We start from the raw sequence: 16,777 nt of genomic DNA on the forward strand, positions 1-16,777 counted from the left end.
GCTTCACCTCGGTCTGTGGACATGGGCCGACTGGACCATGCCGAAGCCCAGCAGCAGGATGATCATCGCCGTGCCGCCATAGCTGACCAGCGGCAGGGGCGAGCCCTTGGCAGGCAGCATCCCCATCACGGTCGCCATGTTGATGGCAAAGTACAAAAAGAAGGTCCCGGCGATGCCGATCGTCATCAGGCTGGCGAAACGGTCGCGGTTGCTCAGCGCCGAATAGAGGCAGAAGCCCAGGATCAGCAGGTAGAGCACCAGCAGCGACGAGGCGCCGATGAAGCCGAATTCCTCGGCCAGCACGGTGAAGATGAAGTCGGTATGCTTTTCCGGCAGGAAGTTCAGCCGCGACTGGGTGCCCTGCATGAAGCCGCGCCCCGACCAGCCGCCCGATCCCAGCGCGATCTGCGACTGCATGATGTTGTAGCCCGCCCCCAGCGGATCGGCCGCCGGGTCGAGGAAGGTGTCGATCCGCTTGAACTGGTAGTCGCGCAGCAGCTGCCAGTCGGTGCCGCGACTTTTCATCACCGCCGTGACCAGCCCGGCGACCATGCCGATGACCACGCCGAAATACCACAGCGACACGCCGGCCGCGAACATCATGATACCGCCCCCGGCGATCAGCATGACCGAGGTGCCCAGGTCCGGCTGCGCCAGAACCAGCCCGACCGGGGCCAGGATCAGCAGCACCGGGACCAGCACCCACAGCGGACGCGACACCTTGCCGAGGTCCAGCCAGTCGTAATAGGCCGCCAGGATCAGCACCATCGAGATCTTCATCAGCTCGGAGGGTTGCAGGCGGATCGGGCCGATCTCGATCCAGCGCTGCGCGCCCATGCCGATCTGGCCGAACAGGTCCACCGCCACCAGAAGCAGCAGGCAGGCGACATAGGCGATGACGGAAATCCCCCGCCAGAACCAGATCGGCACGAAGGCCAGACCGATCATCGCCACCATGCCGATCGCGAAGCGATACATCTGCGGCTCGGCCCAACGCGAGGCATCGCCCCCCGCCACCGAATAGAGCATCAGGAAGCCGATCCCCGAGACCGCCGACAGCAGGAAGACCAGCGGCCAGTTCAGATACAGGATCTTGCGGATGCCGGTCGGGACATGGGCGACCTGGTAATCGAGATAGGACATCGCGGCTCAGGCCCTCGAACGGCCGGCCGGGGCGGGCTCGGGCATGTAAAGCTGCATGGCCTCGTGACGCTCCTCCATCGCGGCGCGCTGGTCCGAGGGCACCGCGTCCAGGGGCGGCAGCCCGCCGGCCAGCGCGAACAGCAGGATGTCGCGGGCCACCGGCGCCGCCACGGCGGAACCGCCGCCGCCATGTTCGACCACCACCGACACCGCATAGCGCGGCGCCTGATAGGGGGCATAGCAGACGAACAGCGCGTGGTCGCGCCGGTTCCACGGCAGCTGCTCGTTCGAGACGACGCCGCGGGCGCGTTCGGCGGCGGTGATGTTGCGCACCTGGCTGGTGCCGGTCTTGCCCGCCACGCGCCATTCCTCGGGCAGGATGCGAGAGCGCCGCGCGGTGCCGCGCCCGCCATTCATCACCGCATCCATCCCCTGGCGCGCGACGCGCAGGCTGGCCTCGGAAATGTCCAGCGGCGGGAATTCGGGCCTGGGCTGCGGCACCCCGGCGACGCTGCGCACCAGCTGCGGCTCGACCGCGAGGCCGCTGGCGATGCGCGCCGTCATCACCGTCAGCTGCAGGGGCGAGGCCAGCACGAAGCCCTGCCCGATCGAGGCGTTCAGGCTGTCGCCGACCTGCCATTCCTGGCCGTAACGCTCGCGCTTCCAGGCCCGGTCCGGCGCGATGCCCTGCGCCACCGCCGACATCGGCAGCTCGTGGCGCACGCCCAGCCCCAGCTTGCGCGCCATGATCGCGATCCGGTCGATGCCGACCCGCTGCGCCAGCTCGTAGTAATAGACGTCGCAGCTTTCCTCGAGGCTCTTGATCGCGTCGACGGACCCGTGCCCGCCCCGGCTCCAGCAATGGAAGCGGCGGCCGCCGACCTCGGTATGGCCGGGGCAGTAGAAGCGCGACCCGGCATTGATGACCCCGGCCTCCAGCCCGGCCATCAGCGTCACCATCTTGAAGGTCGAGCCCGGCGGATAGACGCCCTGCACGGTCTTGTCGGCCAGCGGGCGGTGGTCATGTTCCATCAGCGCGCGATAATCGGGGCCGGAAATGCCGCGCACGAACTTGTTGGGATCGAAGCTGGGCGAGGAACAGATCGCCAGCACCTCTCCGGTCTGCGTGTCCATCACCACGGCGGCGGCGCTTTCCTCGCCCATGCGCTGCGCGGCATAGTTCTGCAGCCGGGCGTCGATGCTCAGCTGCACGGTCGCGCCCTGCTCGCCCTCCTGCCGGCCCAGCTCGCGCATCTCGCGGCCGCGGCTGTTCACCTCGACCCGGCGCGCGCCGGCCTTGCCGCGCAGGACATCCTCCAGCCTGCTCTCGACGCCGACCTTGCCCAGCTGGAACTCGGGCAGCATCAGCACCGGGTCCGGGTCCTCGATCTTCGACAGGTCATAGTCGGACACCGGCCCGACATAGCCCATGACATGGGCCAGGTCCCCGGCGCGCGGATAGGCGCGCGACAGCCCCGCCTCCAGCGTCACGCCGGGCAGCGCGGGCGCGTTCAGCGCGACCGAGGAAAACTGCTCCCAGCTCAGCCGGTCGGCCAGCACGATGGGCGTGATGGCGCTGCGCTTGGAAAATTCCTCCAGCAGGTCCTCGATCCGCCCGTCCGGGATCGGGATCAGATGCGACAGCTTGCGCAGCACCGTCTCGACATCGCCGCCCGCCTCCTCGCGCGTCAGGGTGACGCGGTAATTCTGTTCGTTGCCCGCCACCAGCAGCCCGTTGCGGTCGTGGATCAGCCCGCGCGCGGGCGGGATCAGCCGGATCTTGATCGAGTTGCCGTCGGCCAGCATCCGGTATTCGTCGGCATGTTCCAGCTGCATGTTGCGCAGCTTCATCCCCAGCGCGCCGGCCACCGCCAGCTGGATGCCGCCCAGCATCAGCCCGCGCCGCCGGATCGAGCGGCCGCTCTCCAGGATCTCGCGGGCGGACTTCTTCATCGCATATGCCTCATCATCTCGGCCTCGGCGGGGGTGGCATGGCGCAGCCCCACCAGCCAGCGCGCCGCGAAGACGACCAGCGGATAGGCGGCGACGGTGGCGATGAACTGCAGCACCACCTGCCACAGCGCCGGAACCGGCAGGAAGAACAGGACCTGCACCACGCGATAGCCCAGCATCATCGCGCCGATCAGCATCGAGACGCGCAACCATTCAACCATGAAAGGCTGGTCGCGCCAACGGGCTTCACGGCGTCTTGCGGCCTCCGATCCCAGCAGCACGATCAGCGCCCACAGCGCGATGGGCCGCAACAGCATCACGTCCTCGACCAGCACCAGCGCGACGATCAGCAGCGCCGGAACCTGGTCGGGGCGGCGCAGCACCCAGGCGAAGATCAGGCACAGGCCCAGATCCGGCCCCGGCCAGCCGGTCAGCCCGCCGAAGACCGGCAGCAGGCGCAGGAACAGCAGCCCCAGCCAGCACAGCGCGACCAGCGCCGCGCCCAGGATCAGATGGCGGGCGGGACCCTCAATCATTCCCGGTGCCGTCGGACAGCGGATCCGTCGCCATCGCCGCATCGACGGGCGAGGTCGGCAGCTGCGGCCCGATCAGCCCCACGTCGCCCGGCGGGATCAGCGCCCCGGCATCGGCCAGCGGCTCGGCCGAATGCGATCGCAGCACGCGCAGGAATTCCAGCCGCTGGTAATCGGCGGCCATGCGCAGCCGCATCCGCCCGTCGGTGGCCTGCACCACCTGCCCGACCAGCAGCCCCGGCGGGAAGACCCCGCCATCGCCCGAGGTCACGACCCGGTCGCCGGGCCGCACGTCGTCGGCATTCTCCAGGAAATCCAGGAAGGGCAGCGCCGTGTTGTCGCCGGTCAGCAGCGCGTGCTGGCCCGAGGGCTGGATCGTCACCGGCAGCCGCGACGAGGGATCGGTCAGCAGCACCACCCGGCTGGTCCGCTGCCCCAGCCCGGAAATCCGCCCGACCAGCCCCAGCCCGTCCATCACCGCCCAGCCATCGACGATGCCGTCGCGGCTTCCCACGTTCAGCAGCACCGACTGGCGGAAGGCCGAGCCCGAATCGACCATCACCCGCCCCGAGACCGAGGTAAGCGCCGGGTCGATGCGCACATTGTTCTGCGCCAGCAGCTTGGCATTCTGCTGTTCCAGCTGCACGGCGGCCTCTTTCCAGCCCGACATGCGCTGCAATTCGCGCCGCAATTCCTGGTTCTGCTCGTAGAGGCGGGCATAGGACTGGAAGCTGGCGACCATCTGGCCGAATTTCGTCACCGGCAGCAGCGCCCATTCGAAGCTGGGCACCACCCGGTCGATCACCGCATGGCGCATCTGCTCGGCGCGGGGGCTGTCGATGCGCCAGAACAGGAACAGCGCCACCAGCAGGATGGCCAGCAGCGCGATCAGGATACGCCGCAGCGGCGTCGCGAAATCCGGTCCCTTGCGCGCCATCGAAAATGTCCCCGCGCGACTGGTTTCAGCTGTCGTAATCGATCACATGCCGCAGCTGCTTCTCGAATTCCAGCGCCTTGCCGGTGCCAAGCGCCACGCAGCTCATCGGCTGGTCGGCAAGGCTGATCGACAGGCCGGTCTGCTCGCGCAGCGACAGGTCCAGGTCGCCCAGCATCGCGCCGCCGCCGGTCAGCATCACGCCGCGGTCGACGATATCGGCGGCCAGATCGGGGGGCGTCGCCTCCAGCGCGACCATCACCGCCTCGACGATGGCCTGCATCGGCTCGGTCAGCGCCTCGGCGACCATGGCCTGGCTGATCTCGATCTCCTTGGGGATGCCGTTCAGCAGGTCGCGGCCGCGCACCATGATCGTGGCGCCGCGCCCGTCATCGGGCATCCGCGCGGTGCCGATCGAGGTCTTGATGCGCTCGGCCGTCGAATCGCCGATCAGCAGGTTCTGGTTGCGGCGCAGATAGTTGATGATCGCCTCGTCCATGCGGTCGCCGCCGATGCGGACCGAGCGCGCATAGACCACGTCGCCCAGGGACAGCACCGCCACCTCGGTCGTGCCGCCGCCGATATCGACGACCATGCTGCCGGTGGGTTCGGTGATCGGCATCCCGGCGCCGATGGCCGCGGCGATGGGTTCCGCGATCAGGCCGGCCTTGCGGGCGCCGGCGGACAGGACCGACTGGCGGATCGCGCGTTTTTCCACCGGCGTCGCGCCATGGGGCACGCAGACGATGACCTTGGGCTTCGAGAAGCTGGTGCGCTTGAACACCTTCTTGATGAAGTGCTTGATCATCTGCTCGGCGCTGTCGAAATCGGCGATGACGCCTTCGCGCATGGGCCGGATCGCCTCGATGCTGCCGGGGGTGCGGCCCAGCATCAGCTTCGCGTCCTCGCCCACGGCCAGGACCTGCCGCTTGCCGTCCTTGACGTGGTAGGCCACGACCGACGGCTCGTTCAGGATGATGCCCTTGCCCTTGACATAGATCAGCGTGTTCGCCGTGCCGAGGTCGATTGCGATGTCGGTCGAAAACAAACCGCCGAATGCCATGCCCGTATCCTTTCGCGCCGGTTATGCCCGGCCCTGCCCGTTTCTGATGCGTCCATCCGCCTGCGCCCTGCGGAATCGTCCCCGCAAGGCAGCGTTGCCCCATATAAAAGGCCGAAGGTCAACGCGAAAGCCCTATTGGCAGGCCCGCGCCGATCGCCCCGCCATTGCCTCATGCGACGCAATAGGCCACAAACCTTGCAAAGTCATCAACCGGGACCGATACGCATGACAGAGCCGGTCATCCTCGGCATCTGCCGCTTCTCCTATCTGGGGCTGGGCGACTGGGTGCCCTATCGCCACGACAAGTCCATCGAGGCCGATCGGCTGGAGCGGATCGCCCGCTCGCTCTATGACGAGACCCGGCTGGCCGCGCGCTTCCGCGCCTTCGAGGCGGTCTGCGTGCCCTCGATCCTGGCGCAGGAGGATCCGCGCTTCATCTTCCTGGTGGTCAGCTCGCCCCGGATGCCCGCGCATTGGCGGGCGCGGCTGCAGGCGCTGTGCGATCCGCATGACCAGATCCACCTGCTGTGGAGCGACGTGCCGCGGCTGGGCGATGCGCTGGCCGACACGCTGCGCGAGCTGCACCAGCTGTCGGCGGGGCGGCTGTGGCAGTTCCGGCTGGATGACGACGACGCCATCGACGCCCGGTTCCTGCCGCGCCTGCGCCGCCATATCCGGCGCATGGACGGGCTGCGCGACTGCGCCATCAGCACGGCGCGCGGGGTCAATGTCGCGCTCTATGACGGCCAGCCGAAGCGGTTCCTGGAATATCGCCGGTCCTTCGTCGCCGCCGGGCTGGCGGCGCGGCTGTCCGATCCGGCCCGCAGCATCTTCGCCTTCGGCCATTTCGGCATGGCCGAGCGGCTGTCCCATTTCGTCGATCACGAGGCGGTCGGCGCGCTGGTGCTGAAATGGCCGTCGGATTCGCGGGCCATGAACCTCGACAGCCCGCCCGCGGGCTGGCGCGCGATCAGCAGCCGCGCCTTCGGCGACCATATCCGCAGCAGCTTTCCCTTCCTGCGCGGACTGGATTTCGACACATTGAGGCCGGCCCCGCCATCGCGGGACCGGCCCCTGGAACATGCACCGGATGGGGCGAGCGGATCAGTGTGAATACATGCTGATCTGCTTGTCGTCCTTGCCGGCGCGCTGGCGGCGCACGATCAGGTGGTTCAGCGCGCCCACATAGGCCTTCACGCTGGCCAGGATCGTGTCGGTATCGGCGGCCTGGCCGTTGACGATGCGCCCGTCCTCCTCCATCCGCACGGAAACGGTGGCCTGGGCGTCGGTGCCCTCGGTCACGGCATGGACCTGGTACAGCTTCAGCCGCGCGTTATGCGGGAAGATCTGCTTGACGGCGTTGAAACAGGCATCCACGGGCCCGTCGCCGGTCGCATGGACGGTCCTTTCCTCGCCATCGACCACCATGGTCAGGTCGGCGGATTGCCCGTCGCTGCCGCAGACCACGCGCAGATGCTTGACCTGCAGGTGATCGTCCTCGGTATTGGCCGAGGCATCCTGCACCAGCGCGACGATGTCCTCGTCGTAGACCTCCTTCTTGCGGTCGGCCAGCGCCTTGAAGCGCACGAAGATGTCCTTCAGCTGGTTGTCGCCCACCTCGAAGCCCAGATCGGCCAGCTTGGCGCGCAGCGCCGCGCGGCCGGAATGCTTGCCCATCGCGATATTGTTCTCGTTCAGGCCGATATCGGCGGGGCGCATGATCTCGAAGGTCTCGACATTCTTCAGCACGCCGTCCTGGTGGATGCCCGATTCGTGCAGGAAGGCGTTCTTGCCGACGATGGCCTTGTTCGGCTGCACCACGAAGCCCGAGACCTGCGCCACCCGGCGCGAGATCGCCATGATCTTGGTCGTGTCGATGCCGGTGGTGAAGGGCATGATGTCATGGCGCACCTTCATCGCCATCACCACCTCTTCCAGCGCGGTATTGCCGGCACGCTCGCCCAGCCCGTTTATGGTGCATTCGATCTGCCGGGCACCGGCCTCGACGGCGGCCAGGGAGTTCGCCGTCGCCATGCCCAGGTCGTTGTGGCAATGGGTGGCGAAGATCACCTCGTCCGCGCCCGGCACGCGCTCCAGCAGCATGGCGATCAGCGCGGCGCTTTCGCGCGGCGCGGTATAGCCCACCGTGTCGGGGATGTTGATCGTGGTGGCGCCCGCCTTGATGGCGATTTCCACGACGCGGCACAGATAGTCATGTTCGGTCCGCGTCGCGTCCATCGGCGACCATTGCACGTTGTCGCACAGGTTGCGGGCATGGGTCACGGTCTGCTCGATGCGTTCCGCCATCTGGTCCATGTCCAGGTTGGGGATCGCCCGGTGCAGCGGCGAGGTGCCGATGAAGGTGTGGATGCGCGGCCGGCGGGCGTGTTTCACCGCCTCCCAGCAGCGGTCGATATCGGGGATCTGGGCGCGGGCCAACCCGCAGATGACGCTGTTCTGCGCCTGTTTCGCGATCTCGGACACGGCGGCGAAATCGCCTTCCGAGGCGATGGGGAAGCCCGCCTCGATGATGTCCACGCCCATCTCGTCCAGCATCTGGGCGATCTCCAGCTTCTCGGCATGGCTCATGGTGGCGCCGGGCGATTGCTCTCCGTCGCGCAGCGTGGTGTCGAAAATGACTACTCGGTTCTTGTCGGTCATCGGTCTTGCTTTCCTGCGCATGTCCCTTGCGGGCATGTCGTCCGTATTCGTGGGGATTTCATGGGGATACCGGGCACGAACCTGACTGAGCGGCGGCCCGGAGACCCGCTCAGCGCAGCGTAAGCAGCAGCAGACCGCGGAGTTGCACGCAGCCGCACGCGCCAAGGGGCGCGGTCGGAGCAGTGGCGATATGAAGCATCCGAGTCATGTGCCGGAATATGCAGCCAGCCGAGGCGCTTGAAAAGAGGAAATCTGTCCGCATCGGCCCGAATTTCCGCCCCTCCGGCGCCACCGGCCCCCCGCGCCGAAGGGCCGGGCGGGCGCTTCCGCTTCGCGATTGCCGCGAAAATCCGGCTGGGGCATTGTCGATGGCGGGGCATCCAGGCCCGCCGTCCCGAAGGAATCCGCGATGCGACTGATATTCCTCGTCCCGCTGCTGCTGCTGCTGCCGATGCCGGCGGCCGCCTTCACGGCCCAGAACGGCATGACGGCGCGGCAGGTCGGCCCGACCGAGATCGCCGTCGACCATCATGCGCGGCGCGACGACACCGATTACTGGTGCGCGGCCGGCGATTTCGCCCGGCGCGCCCTGGGCCAGCCGGGCGAGACCCGCATCTGGCGGGCCACCCCCAAGCCGCGCGGGGCGGGGCAGGGCATCGTCTTCACGCTCGATCCCGCGCGCAAGGCAGAGGGCGCGGGGCTGTCCCATTTCGGCGCGGGGCCGCGGGACGGGTCGCTGTCGGTGGGCATGGCCGTGGCGAATTTCTGCCGCGTGAACCTGCCCTATTGGCGGGACTGACCGGCATCCTCTCCGGGACGGTCCGTCGCGTCAGCCCGGCAGCGGGCCGCAGCGGCGGGCATGGGGATAGACCGCGCCGTCCTCCGAGATCAGCGCGAATTCGTCCTGGCCCCGAATCTCCAGCCGCATCGGCTGGGTGAAGGCATCGGGTCCGGGCGGCAGCGATCCGATCCGGGCGCTGACGCTGAAGCCGCCCTGCCTGTCCTGGGGCGCGATGTCGTCCAGCGCGGTGAAGCTGGTCACCCAGCGCAGCAGCCAGAGGCCGTCGATCTGCTCGAAGGTGAAGCTGTTGCCGGGATGGCCGTCGGCGCAGCCGGTGTCGGTGCCGACATAGAGGCCGGGCTGCAACGGCAGATCCTGGGCCGGGGCCACGCCTGCCCAGGACACGGCCAGAAGGGCGGAAAACACTGGAACTCTCATGAACCTGCCGTCCCGAACAATTCGCCACACGCCAGCTTGGCACGGCACCGCCGCCACCGTCCAGCGGCTTTGCGTCGTTCAGCGCCGCTCGGGGATCAGCTGCTGCACCGCCCCGGCCAGCAGCAGCCAGACCGAGCTGGCGACCAGCCCCCAGATCGCCCAGCTGTCGGGGTGGAAATCGCCCCAGGCCGCGACGCCCGCGCAAAGCACCCAGAAGCCCGCGACGGGCAGCGAGACCGCGCGCCAGCGCCGGGTCCGCACGGGGTGGATGAACTTGATGTTGGTGAACATGGCGATGGACAGCACCACGATGATTGCCAGGATCACCATCCAGTGCGGCTGCACCGCGAACAGCACCAGCACCACCATGTTCCAGCAGCCGGGAAAGCCCGCGAAGCTGTTGTCGCGGGTCTTCATCCGCGTATCGGCGAAATAGATGACGCTGCCATAGACGATGACGATGATCGCGAACCAGCCGGTCCAGCCCGTCAGCAGTCCCGATTCGAACAGCGCGAAGGCCGGGATGAACACATAGGTCAGATAGTCGATGATCAGGTCCATCAGCACGCCGTCATAGGCGGGCCAGTTCTTCTTGACGTGGTAGCGCCGGGCCAGCGGGCCGTCGATGCCGTCGACGACGAAGGCCACGACCAGCCACAAGAACATCAGCGACCATTCCTCGGCCACCGCCGCCAGCATGGCCAGCATCGACAGAACCGCGCCGGTCGCGGTCAGAAGATGGACGAGAAGAGCCTTGGTGCGCAAATGCATCCGGCCTTTTTTGCAGGTTGAGCCCAGCCGTGCAACAGGACTGTGAGGCTCAGCGCAGGATCGGCGGGCCCTTGGGACGCGGCGGCGCGGGCGGCGGCTCGGGCAGGGTCAGATCGAAACGCAGCGCCCCCGCCGGGGCGGCGCCGTCCGAGAAGCTGATATCGACGCCGCCGGGCTGCGGCGGCAGGAAGGCCAGCGCCTCGGCAAGCGCCTTGGCGATGGCCGGCTGGCGATCGGTCGGGGCGCCCTCGACCAGCAGCAGATGCGCGACCGGCGCGCCCTCCGGCCCCGCCACGCCCGATCCCGCCACGCCCGGCCCCGCCACGCCGGCCAGAGCCGCGCCCGCGATCAACCCGCGCATGTCGCCCAGCCGCGCGGCCAGCGGTTCGGCCAGGGCCTCGACCGTGGCGGGGGCGGGGGCGGTCAGGCGCAGCCGCGCCTCGGCCGCCTCGGGGGCGGCGGACAGCGCGCCCTGCAGCCAGTCCAGCATCGCCGCATCCAGCAGCATCTCCGAGGGATGGCCGGGATTGACCAGCAGCCCCGCGCCCTCGGCCAGCAAAAGCCCCGCCAGCACCCGGCCCGGCATCGCCGCATAGGCGACGGGCGCGCCGAAGAAATCGGCCAGCCGGTCCTCGGCGTCGCAGGCCAGCGCCACCGGGCCGGTCTCCAGCGGGAAGATCCGCAGCTCGATGCTGTCGCCGGCAGGTTCGGCGGTCAGGGCGACGACAAGCTCGGTATCGGCAAGGCGCGACAGCATCCGGGCGCGCTGCGGCGGATCGGCATCGTGGAAGGGAACGGGCGCAAGCTGGTCCAGCGCGGTGGGATTGGCGGTCATGATCGGTTCTCCGGTCCTGCCCCTGCCCTAGTCGCCCGGCGCGGGGCAGGCAAGCCCGGCCGAAGGCAGGGGCGCCCTGACGCAGGCGTGATTTCGCGAAACCGCGCGCGGCGGCAATATAGGCGCCATGGACCGACGCATCTTCCTGACCGCTGCCACCGCCGCGCTGGCGCTGCCCGCCCTGGCCCGCGCCAGCAACCTGACGCCGCTGCTGACCGAGGCCGAGGCGCTGGACGGGCTGCGCGCCATCGCCCTGTGGCGCGACGGAGCGGAAATCGCGGCGCGGGGCTATGGCGGCTGGACGCCCGACCGGCCGACCAACATCAAGTCGGCCTCGAAATCGGTGGTCTCGGCGCTGGCGGGCATCGCCATCGCGCGCGGGCACCTGGAAGGCGCGGGCCAGCCCATCGCGCCGATCCTTCAGGCCGACCTGCCGCCCGACCCCGATCCGCGCCTGGCCCAGGTCACGCTGGGACACCTGCTGTCGATGCAGGCCGGGCTGGAGCGGCAGTCGGGCGCGAATTACGGCCGCTGGGTCAGCAGCCCGAACTGGGTGCGCGCGGCGCTGGCGGCGCCCTTCACGCAGGATCCCGGCGGGCGGATGCAATATTCGACCGCCTCGACGCATCTGGTCGCGGCGATCCTGACGCGGATGACCGGGCGCCCGGCGCTGGAGCTGGCGCGCGACTGGCTGGGCCCGGTGCCGGGATTCGCGATCACCGGCTGGGACCGCGACCCGCAGGGCATCCATCTGGGCGGCAACCAGATGGCGATGTCCACGCGCTCGCTTCTGGCCTTCGGCACGCTTTATGCGCAGCAGGGCCGCGCCGGCGGGCGGCAGGTCGTTCCCGAAAGCTGGATCGCGGAAAGCTGGCAGCGGCGGACCGCCTCGATCTTCAGCGGCCAGGGCTACGGCTATGGCTGGTTCATCGGCCAGCTGGGCGGGCGGGACGTGCGCTATGGCTGGGGCTATGGCGGGCAGATGGTCTATGTCTTTCCCGCCGCGCGCGGCCGGCCCGCGGCGGTGATCGCGATCACCTCGGACCCCGACCGGCCCTCGGCCCGGACCGGCTATCGCAACCGGCTGCACGACCTGGCCGGGCGGATGGTCGGGACGCTGTAGGCCGCCCCGACGCAACGCCGTCCGTCGTCAGGTCAGTCGATCAGGTCGCCCGCCTGGAAATTGCCCAGGTTGCCCAGCAGCTGGCCGATCAGCGAGATCTCGGTCACGCTGCCCTCGGTCACGCGCCGCGACAGGGTGACGACGCGGCCGCGCTCCAGCCCGAAACGCTCGACATTGCTGACCCTGCCGTTCTGGTCGAACGAGATGGCGACCACCTGGCGCTCGACCTCTTGCGGCTTGCTGGCGCCATAGTGACGCCAGCGCGAGCCGACATAGTACCAGCCCGAGCCGGTCAGCAGCCCCTGCGCCGACGGCCGCCCGATCAGTTCGGGCAGATCGTCCATCGTGGTCTGGCCGACCACGACCTGCGACAGGTCGATCTCGGGCGGCACGAAGCCGTGGTTGCGATAGATGGGCGCGCAGGCGGCCAGCCCCAGAACGGCCACGAAGGCCAGTATCAGCATCTGCCGGATGGCTGCCATGAATTCTTGTCCCTCTTGCTGCGGCGGTTGACGCGGCCCGCCCGGCTTAGCAAACTCGGGCAGCGCGCTCAAGCAGGCCATGACCGGCCGGCCCGCCGCGCGCCCAGACACCGCCAGAGGCCCGCCCATGACTGCCGCCCAGACCCACCCGCTGCGCCTGCGCGTCGCGCATCTGAACCCGCGCGCCCCCACCGCCTTCGCCTTGCGCCCCGATGCCGAGGCCCGCGCCGCGATCGCCGGGGAACTGGGCCTGCCGGGCCTGCCCCGGCTGGCCTTCGAGGGCCGGATCCGCGCCGGGGCGGGCGACGGCTGGGAACTGGAGGGGCGGCTGACCGCGCGGGTCACGCAAGCCTGCGTCGTCACGCTGAAGCCGGTGAAGACCACGATAGACGAACAGGTCCGCCGGCTCTATTCGCCGCATCTGGCCACCCCGGAGGCCGACGAGGCCGAGATGCCGGACGACGCGCTGGAGCCCCTGGGCCAGTTCATCGACGTCTCGGCGGTGATGGTCGAGGAACTGGCGCTGGCCCTGCCGGAATACCCGCGCGCCGACGGCGCGGGGCTGGACAGCCCCGCCGGGGACGCGCCCGATTCCGATACCCGCAAGCCCTTCGCCGGGCTGGACCAGCTACTGCGCGGCAAGGACTGAACCGCCCGGCGTTGCAGCGCCGCCACAGCAAAAACCCGTCAAATGCCGGGAAACGCCTTGCCTTGCGCGCCGGTTGCGCCTATCTGCGGGCTTCGTCGTGCCGCGGGCGCGCTTTTCGGCGGATGCTCGGCGGCAGGGGCTTGCGGGCATGGCCGTCTTGGCGTATCTGCGCGGTTCATTTACGAATTCCAATCTCCCGGCAAGGTCGGCGCCGCGCCCTCCTGCCCAGACAACCGAGGTCTTGACATGGCTGTCCCTCAGAATCGCGTGACCCGCTCGAAACGCAACATGCGCCGCGCGCATGACGCGCTGGTCGCGGGCAACCCGAACGAATGCACCAATTGCGGCGAGCTGAAGCGCCCGCATCACGTCTGCCCCTCTTGCGGCCATTACGGCGACCGCGAAGTGGTCGCGCAGGCCAACGAGATCGATCTGGACGACGACGCGGCCTGATCCGGGCCGGCAACGTCCTCAGATGACCGCAGATCCCGCGATCAACCCGGCACCGCGCGCCCCCAAGCCAGGGGACGGCGTGGTGATTTCGGTTGACGCGATGGGCGGCGATCGCGGCCCCTCGGTCGTGGTCGCGGGCATGGCCGAAAGCGCCGCCCGCAACCCCGAGATCCGCTTCATCGTCCACGGCCCGCAGGATGAGCTGAGCCGCCTGATCGGCCGCCGCAAGGCGCTGGCCGGCCGCTGCGACATTCGCCATGCCGACGACGTGGTGACGATGGAGGACAAGCCCAGCCAGGTGCTGCGCAAGGGCAGCGGCACCTCGATGTGGTCGGCGCTGGAATCGGTGCGCGGCGGTGAGGCGACGGCGGCGGTCTCCTGCGGCAATACCGGCGCGCTGATGGCCATGTCGATGCTGCGCCTGCGCAAGCTGCCGGGCGTGAACCGCCCCGCCATCGCCTGCCTGTGGCCCTCGATGAACCCGCAGGGCTTCAACATCATGCTGGATGTCGGCGCCGATATCCGCGCCGATGCCCATGACCTGCTGCAATATGCGCTGATGGGCGCCTCCTATGCGCGCAACGGCATGGGGCTGGAGCGGCCGCGCATCGGCCTGCTGAACGTCGGCACCGAGGAACACAAGGGCCGGGCCGAGCTGAAACAGGCCAACGAGCTGATCGCCGCGGCCACCGAATCGGGCCAGTTCGACTATGTCGGCTTCGTCGAGGGCGGCGACCTCCCGTCTTCGCGCGTCGATGTGATCGTGACGGACGGATTTACGGGTAATATCGCCTTGAAGACCGGAGAGGGCACGGCCAAGCTGGTCGGCACGTTCCTCAAGGATGCCTTTGCCAATTCGATCATGTCAAAATTTGCCGCCCTGCTTGCGATGACCTCGCTGAAGCGTCTTCAGAAACGCATCGACCCGCGCCGCGTGAATGGCGGCATCTTCCTGGGCCTGAACGGCACCGTGGTGAAATCGCATGGCTCGGCCGACGCCACCGGCGTCTCGGCGGCGATCAAGCTGGCCTTCACGCTGGCGAAATCGGGCTTCCAGGACCGCCTGGCCGCCCGCGTGGCGCAAGGCGCGGCCGCCAGTTTCGAGACCGGCGAATCGGGCGGGGTGGCCTCGTGACGCGCCGCTCGATCATCCGGGGGACCGGACATTACCTGCCCGAACGCGTGGTCGAGAACAGCTGGTTCGAGGACAAGCTGGACACCACCGACGAATGGATCCGCACCCGCACCGGCATCGAGCGGCGCCATTTCGCCGCCGAGGGCGAGGCGACCAGCGACCTGGCCATCCATGCCGCGAAGGCCGCGCTGGCAGATGCCGGGATCGCGGCCGAGGATCTGGACGGGATCGTTCTGGCGACCTCGACCCCCGACTTCACCTTCCCCGCCGTGGCGACCATGGTCCAGGCCGGGCTGGGGATCACCCGCGGCTTCGCCTATGACGTGCAGGCGGTCTGCGCCGGCTTCGTCTTCGCGCTGGCCAATGCCGATGCGATGATTCGCGGCGGCATGGCCGAGCGGGTCCTGGTCATCGGCGCCGAGACCTTCTCGCGCATCATGGACTGGTCGGATCGCGGCACCTGCGTGCTGTTCGGCGACGGCGCCGGCGCCGTGGTGCTGGAGGCCGCCGAGGGCAAGGGCGACAACAGCGATCGCGGGATCCTGGCCAGCGACCTGAACAGCGACGGCCGCTACCGCGACCTGCTCTATGTCGATGGCGGCGTGTCGACGACCGGCACCGCGGGCCATCTGCGGATGCAGGGCAACCTGGTCTTCCGCCACGCGGTCGAGAAGCTGGCCCAGACCGCGCATCGCGCGCTGGACAAGGCCGGGCTGGAGCAGGACCAGGTCGAGTGGCTGGTGCCGCACCAGGCGAACATGCGCATCATCACCGCGACCGCGCAGAAGATGGGCCTGCCGATCGAGCGCGTGGTGCTGACCGTCGCCGATCACGGCAATACCTCGGCCGCCTCGATCCCGCTGGCGCTGTCGGTGGCGGCGTCGGAGGGCCGGTTCAAGGCGGGCGACGTCATTGTTACCGAAGCCATCGGCGGCGGGCTGAGCTGGGGATCGGTCGTCCTGCGCTGGTAGGGCGCGCCGGGGGCGCTTCGCCCCCCGGACCCCCCGAGGATATTTCCGCCAAGATGAAAGCGCGGGCTATTTCAGCTGCGAATCCTTGCTGCCGCGCCGGTTGATGCCGCCCGCGGGGCGGATGGCGCGGTCGCGGCCGCCCTGGCAGGCCACGCAGAGCCGCACGCCGGGAATCGCCTTGCGCCGCGCTTCCGGGATCGGCTCGTCGCATTCCGCGCAGATTTCCGCCGAGGCCCCGGCCGCCGCCTGGCGCGCCGCCTGCAGCCGGGCGCGGGCGACCGCTTCCCGGGTGCTGATCTCGATCTGTTCGTTCACCGCGTCGTCGCGCGCCCATCCTCCGGCCATGGCGATCTCCTGTCCTGTTTTGGGGAAGATAGGCGCGCCGGGAAGGGGTTTCAAACCTTCCCCCCGCGCCCGATCCTTGCGCAGCCATCCGCGAGAGTCCGCGCAAGTGCGCAGAAAGAGGAACGATTTTACGGGCCGACTCGTTGACAGCATCAGGAAACATGACCATCCTGCTGGCACGAAAGAGGAAAAATCATGGGCGACAAGACGCTGACCCGGATGGATCTGGCTGAGGCCGTATTTCGCGATGTGGGCCTGTCCCGCCACGAATCGGCGCAGCTGGTCGAATCCGTGCTCGATCACATTTCGGACGCTTTGGTGCGGGGCGAGCAGGTGAAGATCTCGTCCTTCGGCACCTTCAGCGTCCGCGACAAGAACGAGCGCATGGGTCGCAATCCCAAGACCGGGGAAGAAGTCCCGATCACGCCGCGCCGGGTCCTGTCCTTCCGTCCCTCGCATCTGATGAAGGATCGCGTGGCGGCCGGCAACAAGCGATAGGATGCGCAG

The 16,777-nt window shown here is 68.8% G+C and carries 19 protein-coding genes; 8 read left to right on the plus strand and 11 right to left on the minus strand.

Going from position 1 to position 16,777, the window contains the following annotated elements; genetic code table 11:
* Window positions 1-3 precede the first annotated feature (3 nt).
* From rodA to C9E82_RS00625, 5 genes are read right to left on the minus strand one after another with little or no spacing between them, the layout of a single operon-like run.
* Window positions 4-1,143, minus strand: coding sequence for a rod shape-determining protein RodA (rodA, locus tag C9E82_RS00605; protein WP_119900173.1), 1,140 nt, complete (start codon window positions 1,141-1,143; stop codon window positions 4-6).
* 6 nt (window positions 1,144-1,149) lie between these two features.
* Entirely contained in the window at window positions 1,150-3,096 is a 1,947-nt protein-coding gene (gene mrdA / locus C9E82_RS00610; RefSeq protein ID WP_119900174.1) for a penicillin-binding protein 2, read from the minus strand.
* Window positions 3,093-3,632: a rod shape-determining protein MreD gene (locus tag C9E82_RS00615; protein WP_119900175.1), complete on the minus strand. Its 540-nt coding sequence runs from the start codon at window positions 3,630-3,632 to the stop codon at window positions 3,093-3,095. The genes mrdA and C9E82_RS00615 overlap by 4 nt, the downstream gene beginning before the upstream one ends.
* Window positions 3,625-4,566, minus strand: a complete 942-nt coding sequence (gene mreC / locus C9E82_RS00620; protein WP_119900176.1) for a rod shape-determining protein MreC — start codon at window positions 4,564-4,566, stop codon at window positions 3,625-3,627. Before mreC ends, C9E82_RS00615 begins: the two co-directional genes overlap by 8 nt.
* Window positions 4,567-4,591: 25 nt before the next feature.
* Window positions 4,592-5,626, minus strand: a complete 1,035-nt coding sequence (locus C9E82_RS00625) for a rod shape-determining protein (protein ID WP_119900177.1) — start codon at window positions 5,624-5,626, stop codon at window positions 4,592-4,594.
* Between the two features lie 225 nt (window positions 5,627-5,851).
* On the opposite strand from C9E82_RS00625, the gene C9E82_RS00630 reads away from it, so the two are divergent.
* Window positions 5,852-6,739: a glycosyltransferase gene (locus tag C9E82_RS00630; protein ID WP_170162144.1), complete on the plus strand. Its 888-nt coding sequence runs from the start codon at window positions 5,852-5,854 to the stop codon at window positions 6,737-6,739.
* Here the strand turns inward: C9E82_RS00630 and C9E82_RS00635 are convergent.
* Window positions 6,731-8,287: a 2-isopropylmalate synthase gene (locus tag C9E82_RS00635; protein WP_119900179.1), complete on the minus strand. Its 1,557-nt coding sequence runs from the start codon at window positions 8,285-8,287 to the stop codon at window positions 6,731-6,733. The two genes, C9E82_RS00630 and C9E82_RS00635, sit on opposite strands and share 9 nt — an antisense overlap.
* 409 nt (window positions 8,288-8,696) lie before the next feature.
* Between C9E82_RS00635 and C9E82_RS00640 the strand changes: the two genes are divergently transcribed.
* Window positions 8,697-9,086 (plus strand): hypothetical protein, encoded by a 390-nt coding sequence (locus C9E82_RS00640; protein ID WP_119900180.1) that lies wholly within the window; start codon window positions 8,697-8,699, stop codon window positions 9,084-9,086.
* Window positions 9,087-9,116: 30 nt separating this feature from the next.
* Here C9E82_RS00640 and C9E82_RS00645 read toward each other — a convergent pair whose 3' ends face one another.
* The 3 genes from C9E82_RS00645 to C9E82_RS00655 form a co-directional block, all read right to left on the minus strand.
* Window positions 9,117-9,506 (minus strand): hypothetical protein, encoded by a 390-nt coding sequence (locus C9E82_RS00645; protein ID WP_147393127.1) that lies wholly within the window; start codon window positions 9,504-9,506, stop codon window positions 9,117-9,119.
* 78 nt (window positions 9,507-9,584) lie between these two features.
* Window positions 9,585-10,277, minus strand: a complete 693-nt coding sequence (locus C9E82_RS00650) for a CDP-alcohol phosphatidyltransferase family protein (protein WP_119900182.1) — start codon at window positions 10,275-10,277, stop codon at window positions 9,585-9,587.
* A gap of 49 nt (window positions 10,278-10,326) precedes the next feature.
* Complete coding sequence (locus C9E82_RS00655) at window positions 10,327-11,112, minus strand: SseB family protein (RefSeq protein ID WP_122449165.1); 786 nt, start codon at window positions 11,110-11,112, stop codon at window positions 10,327-10,329.
* Window positions 11,113-11,239: 127 nt separating this feature from the next.
* On the opposite strand from C9E82_RS00655, the gene C9E82_RS00660 reads away from it, so the two are divergent.
* Window positions 11,240-12,235, plus strand: a complete 996-nt coding sequence (locus tag C9E82_RS00660; RefSeq protein ID WP_119900806.1) for a serine hydrolase domain-containing protein — start codon at window positions 11,240-11,242, stop codon at window positions 12,233-12,235.
* 32 nt (window positions 12,236-12,267) lie between these two features.
* On the opposite strand, the gene C9E82_RS00665 is transcribed toward C9E82_RS00660, so the two are convergent.
* Complete coding sequence (locus C9E82_RS00665; protein ID WP_119900805.1) at window positions 12,268-12,717, minus strand: outer membrane protein assembly factor BamE; 450 nt, start codon at window positions 12,715-12,717, stop codon at window positions 12,268-12,270.
* Window positions 12,718-12,844: 127 nt separating this feature from the next.
* On the opposite strand from C9E82_RS00665, the gene C9E82_RS00670 reads away from it, so the two are divergent.
* The 4 genes from C9E82_RS00670 (at window position 12,845) to C9E82_RS00685 (ending at window position 15,925) form a co-directional block, all read left to right on the plus strand.
* Complete coding sequence (locus C9E82_RS00670; protein WP_119900804.1) at window positions 12,845-13,366, plus strand: YceD family protein; 522 nt, start codon at window positions 12,845-12,847, stop codon at window positions 13,364-13,366.
* A 246-nt stretch (window positions 13,367-13,612) separates the two neighbouring features.
* Complete coding sequence (gene rpmF / locus C9E82_RS00675) at window positions 13,613-13,819, plus strand: 50S ribosomal protein L32 (protein WP_090615292.1); 207 nt, start codon at window positions 13,613-13,615, stop codon at window positions 13,817-13,819.
* A gap of 22 nt (window positions 13,820-13,841) precedes the next feature.
* Window positions 13,842-14,954 (plus strand): phosphate acyltransferase PlsX, encoded by a 1,113-nt coding sequence (gene plsX / locus C9E82_RS00680; protein WP_119900803.1) that lies wholly within the window; start codon window positions 13,842-13,844, stop codon window positions 14,952-14,954.
* Window positions 14,951-15,925, plus strand: a complete 975-nt coding sequence (locus tag C9E82_RS00685; protein WP_119900802.1) for a beta-ketoacyl-ACP synthase III — start codon at window positions 14,951-14,953, stop codon at window positions 15,923-15,925. The genes plsX and C9E82_RS00685 overlap by 4 nt, the downstream gene beginning before the upstream one ends.
* A 66-nt stretch (window positions 15,926-15,991) precedes the next feature.
* Here C9E82_RS00685 and C9E82_RS00690 read toward each other — a convergent pair whose 3' ends face one another.
* On the minus strand, window positions 15,992-16,270 hold the full coding sequence (locus C9E82_RS00690; protein ID WP_119900801.1) for a DksA/TraR family C4-type zinc finger protein: 279 nt from the start codon (window positions 16,268-16,270) through the stop codon (window positions 15,992-15,994).
* Between the two features lie 195 nt (window positions 16,271-16,465).
* Here C9E82_RS00690 and ihfA point away from each other — a divergent pair, with 195 nt between their 5' ends.
* Window positions 16,466-16,768 carry an integration host factor subunit alpha gene (gene ihfA, locus C9E82_RS00695; RefSeq protein WP_119900800.1) on the plus strand — a complete coding sequence of 101 codons (303 nt, stop codon included), beginning with the start codon at window positions 16,466-16,468 and terminating at the stop codon, window positions 16,766-16,768.
* Window positions 16,769-16,777 lie beyond the last annotated feature (9 nt).

The sequence above is a fragment of the Paracoccus sigandri genome, assembly GCF_003709565.1.
GTDB classification, from domain to species: Bacteria; Pseudomonadota; Alphaproteobacteria; order Rhodobacterales; family Rhodobacteraceae; genus Paracoccus; species Paracoccus siganidrum.